This window comes from Vibrio sp. 10N.261.52.A1 (assembly GCF_002876325.1).
GTDB lineage: Bacteria > Pseudomonadota > Gammaproteobacteria > Enterobacterales > Vibrionaceae > Vibrio > Vibrio chagasii.
In genome coordinates, this window is the sequence record NZ_MCYD01000795.1 from 1 (window position 1) to 4,358 (window position 4,358).

At 44.3% G+C, this 4,358-nt stretch carries 4 protein-coding genes and 1 pseudogene; 3 read left to right on the forward strand and 2 right to left on the reverse strand.

Annotated elements, in window-relative coordinates:
• Both BCT81_RS16640 and BCT81_RS16645 read right to left on the reverse strand, forming a co-directional pair.
• A pseudogene (locus tag BCT81_RS16640) lies at positions 1 to 609 on the reverse strand (GTP-binding protein); the annotation flags it as partial.
• Positions 596 to 1,693 carry a GTPase gene (locus BCT81_RS16645; protein WP_102425165.1) on the reverse strand — a complete coding sequence of 366 codons (1,098 nt, stop codon included), beginning with the start codon at positions 1,691 to 1,693 and terminating at the stop codon, positions 596 to 598. The pseudogene BCT81_RS16640 and the gene BCT81_RS16645, both read right to left, overlap by 14 nt.
• 252 nt (positions 1,694 to 1,945) lie before the next feature.
• Between BCT81_RS16645 and BCT81_RS16650 the strand changes: the two genes are divergently transcribed.
• From BCT81_RS16650 to BCT81_RS16660, 3 genes are all read left to right on the forward strand, one after another.
• The gene (locus BCT81_RS16650) at positions 1,946 to 2,440 is read left to right on the forward strand and encodes a peptide-methionine (S)-S-oxide reductase (RefSeq protein ID WP_102425166.1); all 495 of its coding nucleotides are present in this window, start codon (positions 1,946 to 1,948) and stop codon (positions 2,438 to 2,440) included.
• 249 nt (positions 2,441 to 2,689) lie between these two features.
• Positions 2,690 to 3,301, forward strand: coding sequence for a toxin-antitoxin system YwqK family antitoxin (locus BCT81_RS16655; RefSeq protein ID WP_063522221.1), 612 nt, complete (start codon positions 2,690 to 2,692; stop codon positions 3,299 to 3,301).
• A 310-nt stretch (positions 3,302 to 3,611) separates the two neighbouring features.
• Positions 3,612 to 4,238, forward strand: a complete 627-nt coding sequence (locus tag BCT81_RS16660) for a bifunctional 4-hydroxy-2-oxoglutarate aldolase/2-dehydro-3-deoxy-phosphogluconate aldolase (RefSeq protein WP_102425167.1) — start codon at positions 3,612 to 3,614, stop codon at positions 4,236 to 4,238.
• Positions 4,239 to 4,358 lie beyond the last annotated feature (120 nt).

Genomic DNA, 4,358 nt, shown 5'->3' on the forward strand with positions numbered 1-4,358 from the left:
ATATTTATCATAGGCTTCGTAGCCTGCCTTGATGTAAGAAACCTTAAGGTACTCAATACCCGGTATGTGTTCTTTTACCACCACTTTGTAACGACGGCTTACCTCTTCAAACAGCTTGAGCCCTTCTGGAATTGAAAAATCGAGCGACTTCTTACCAAACTTTTTGGCGACGAACTCCAGTACCTGCAAACCAGTTTGGTCTATATTACCCCACTCAATATCATCGACCAATTGTTGACGAACGTAATGTTTCGAGTCGTTCCAGATCGACAGTTCAGCTTGAGACCATTCATTTGACGCTTTGACCAACGCATCGTCGATGTTGTGACTTGAATACTCCGTTTTGGCTTCATCTTTTGTATTTGTTTCCGCATCACTGTTGGTCGAATTGCGTGAAGAACGGCTAGAGATGTATAACGGAATCGTGAACAGCAAGGTACTCACAGCAATCGCTATCGACATTTCCAGTAGATAACCATACTTGATTGCCAAGAACAGACCAAAGCCCATCATGATGATGCTCGGGAAGATCGCCGAAATCAGAGCGATCCCCCAACGCCCACTCGACAACACGGCGAGCAATCGAAATAAGTTCTTAATTTTCTTCATAGCCCGACGCTGCCTTACCTTTTTTCAGGGATTCTTTATAGATTTTTTGCATCTCTTGTTCAGAAACTTCTTCGCCTCTGTTCTTGTGATAAAAGTAGTAACATGCCGCTCGGCCAAGGCCATAACTGGTACCAAAACTCATTGCTGCAGCAGCAACGACGCCAACCGTTTGCCCATACACAGGTATCAACTTAACCAATTGCCGAGTGCCAAGCTTCACTCCATATTGCACCGCAAAGCTACTCCCTAAAGTACCAATAAGTTCACTAAAGACTCGCTTATTCCACTCAACCCCATATTGGTTAGCTAAACTGTGAAGCATTTTCGCTTGAATAGCAGGCACAGACACCAAGCCCACGCCTGGAACTAAGTCGCTAGCCGCTGCACTTCCCGCATACCAAAGCACTTCATTTTCAACCTTGTCAAAGTTGGCTTCTTCTTGCGTAGCGTGTTCTTTGTCTTGCACCATCATCCCTATAACAGGAAGTATGCTGGTCAACCGTTCTAACAATAATTCGAGGTTGTAGACATCATCATTGTCGCTCTCAAAATCAACCGCGACTGATTCAAAGCCTTTGCCCCAAACCTTCTCTACTTGTTGAGTGTTAAATTGAACTTGCCTTACGCGGTCTGGTTCTTGAGAAGACAACACCGCTGTATGAACGAGGAGCAAGTGCTTAATCTTCTTTTGCTTCTTAATCTGTTTGAGTGCAGACAGTACCGCCGATTGCTCTGGCTCATCCGCTTTCATTACCACCACTAACGCATTACCCGCTTGACCAATTTCTCTTAGGTCTTCGTCGGGGTCATAATCCGCTTCACCCAAACCACGAGTATCAAGAAAGCGCATCACAGGTTTGTCTTGAGGGAAAGCATACGACATTGCTGTCATGGTACATGGTGCAAATCCGTTTCCGACTTCCACCGAAGAATCACCCGTGACCGCTTGAATAAACGATGATTTACCTGCACCCGTTTTGCCGAGCAGCCACAAGGTTGGCAAATGTTTACGTTGATATTCGTGTGCCTGAGTTAGGTCAGGATTCTTGCTCGGGTTAATGAAGTCTTTGACTTGTTCAAACATGATTCGGTTAACTCTCACTGATGTTGAGGTTCGGGTTGGTGACAAGTAGCGATGACCTATATAATCTTGATATCGCATTCAACTTACATTTGTTCATCTACGACGATTTGCAATGCTTAGGCGTTTGTTTTTATGAGCTTATTTTAGTACATACACGTCTATCGCGTATTGATATAGGCTCCAATCTACTATTACGGTTTAAGCTATAAATCAAAACCATCGAACAAAAACTCAGAGAGCTCAAAAAGAAGTATGGAACAAATTTATTTAGCGGGTGGTTGCTTGTGGGGCGTACAAGAGTTCATTAAGTATGTGCCCGGAGTGATAAGCACAGAAGCAGGTCGTGCTAATGGACGTTCTCAAATAAAGGATAACCAAAGCAAACCAAGCGAATACGATGGCTACGCAGAGTGTGTACAAATTGAATTTGACCCAAACCTCACCTCAGTAACGGCGCTAGTGGGCCACCTTTTTGAGATCATTGATCCTTACAGCGTCAATAAACAAGGTGTTGATGTAGGAGAAAAGTATCGCACTGGCGTGTACAGCACTGAAGCCAAACACTTAACTGAAGCAAAACACTATATCGCATCACGTGAAGACGCCGAGCGCATCGCCGTAGAGGTGTTGCCATTGACCCACTATGTTGCCAGCGACGATATTCACCAACATCATTTGAGTCACTTCCCTGAAGATCATCACTTATGCCACATCCCTTGGGATCTTCTGCATAAATACAAATCATAGTGCAAAGCTCAACCTTGCGTCCTGTCTGCATCTACCATCTGTCCGGAACCTCTTCGTAACTCCGTAGGTGAACTGGATCAGTTTCAGACGAGCCCCTATGTCAAAATTCACTTCAAAAAGTTCCGTTCCCGTTGCCTTCAATAATGAAAACTTGAAACCCAGTAATAGATACTGACAGTAGTTACGAGAAGTGAAATGCTGTTAACACATTGGTTACACTTTCCTCCCGTCCAATAAAAAGGTGTCATTATGAAGAAATACATCCCAATATTGATTGCTCTTAGTACGATGTCCTCAATGAGTTACGCAGCGACCCCACGTGAAGATGCTGTAGACTATTTGCAGATGCGTAAAGGCGTGGCTTATCAAGTAAACCACTCAAAGCCCTTTACCGGTCAATTTGAAGAAAAGTTCGATAACGGTCAGATCGCTACTCAAGCCCAGTTTGCCGATGGTCTGGAGCTTGGGTTAGAAACCAATTGGTATCCAAATGGACAGATCGCTTCCAAAGTGAATTACGTCAAAGGTCAATTGCAAGGTAAAGCAGAAACTTGGTATCCGAATGGGCAGAAAAAAGCCGAGCTAAACTACAAAGACAACGAACTTTCGGGCGTCGCAACTCGATGGTATCCAAATGGCGAAAAGAGCCTAACTGCAGAGTACAGTGAAGGGCTAAAAGATGGCTTGGTGACCGACTACTACACGAATGGCAATAAAGCGACAGAAGCAAAATTCGATGATGGCGAAATCGCCAACGGCAAATTGACCCGCTGGAACCTCAACGGGGATAAAGTAGAAGAAGTGACCTTTAAAGATCACCAGGTCACATCTAAACAAGTTTGGATGCCTACACAAAGCTAATTCCTGTCATTGTTGAGAGGATATAACAACGCTCACCGCGTTAGCGTATACAACCTAACCTGAAACCAACGAGCATTCGTTTACTAACTTTTGAATGCTCGTATTGCCTTCCTATTTAATACTTTCACGTTTTATCTACTAACGCCAAATATCAGAACTTCGCTCAAATTATAAAACGTGACTTACCATGCAAGACAGCGCACTCTCCTAGATGCCGTCACTGACCTACTCTTATAATTAAGTACTTTGTTTAATAATCAGGGGTTTGCTTAGCCTGAAGCAAACCCACCGCTATAGTGGGAACTAATTTATGACAACCTTGAATGCACAGTTAGCAAACCTGAAAGTAATCCCTGTAATCGCCATCAACCGCGCTGAAGATGCCATCCCTTTAGGCAAGGCACTAGTTGAAAACGGAATGCCATGTGCGGAGATCACGCTGCGAACAGAATGTGCTATCGAAGCGATTTCTATCATGCGTAAAACGTATCCGGACATGTTGATCGGCGCGGGTACTGTACTGACTACAGAGCAAGTAGACGCATCTATTAATGCGGGTGTTGATTTCATCGTTAGCCCAGGTTTCAACCCTCGTACCGTGCAACACTGTATCGACAAGGGGGTTGCAATCGTGCCGGGAGTGAACAATCCAAGCCTTGTTGAACAAGCAATGGAAATGGGTCTCCGCACGCTGAAATTTTTCCCGGCTGAGCCTTCAGGTGGCACAGCAATGCTCAAAGCCTTAACGGCCGTGTATCCGGTTAAGTTCATGCCTACTGGCGGTGTTAGCTTGAAAAATGTAGACGCGTACCTTTCTATTCCTTCTGTATTAGCATGTGGCGGTACTTGGATGGTACCAACTAACCTTATCGACGAAGGTAAGTGGGACGAGCTTGGTAAACTAGTGCGAGATGCTGTGGATCACGTTAACGATTAGTCAGTTTTGGCCTTTATGTTAAGCCCTTCAGTTGTGGGGCTTTTTATTTAAATTTTAAATCAGTTTCTAAACTGGCAAAACAACACATTTACTGATGACTCATCACAAAAAACTCACTTA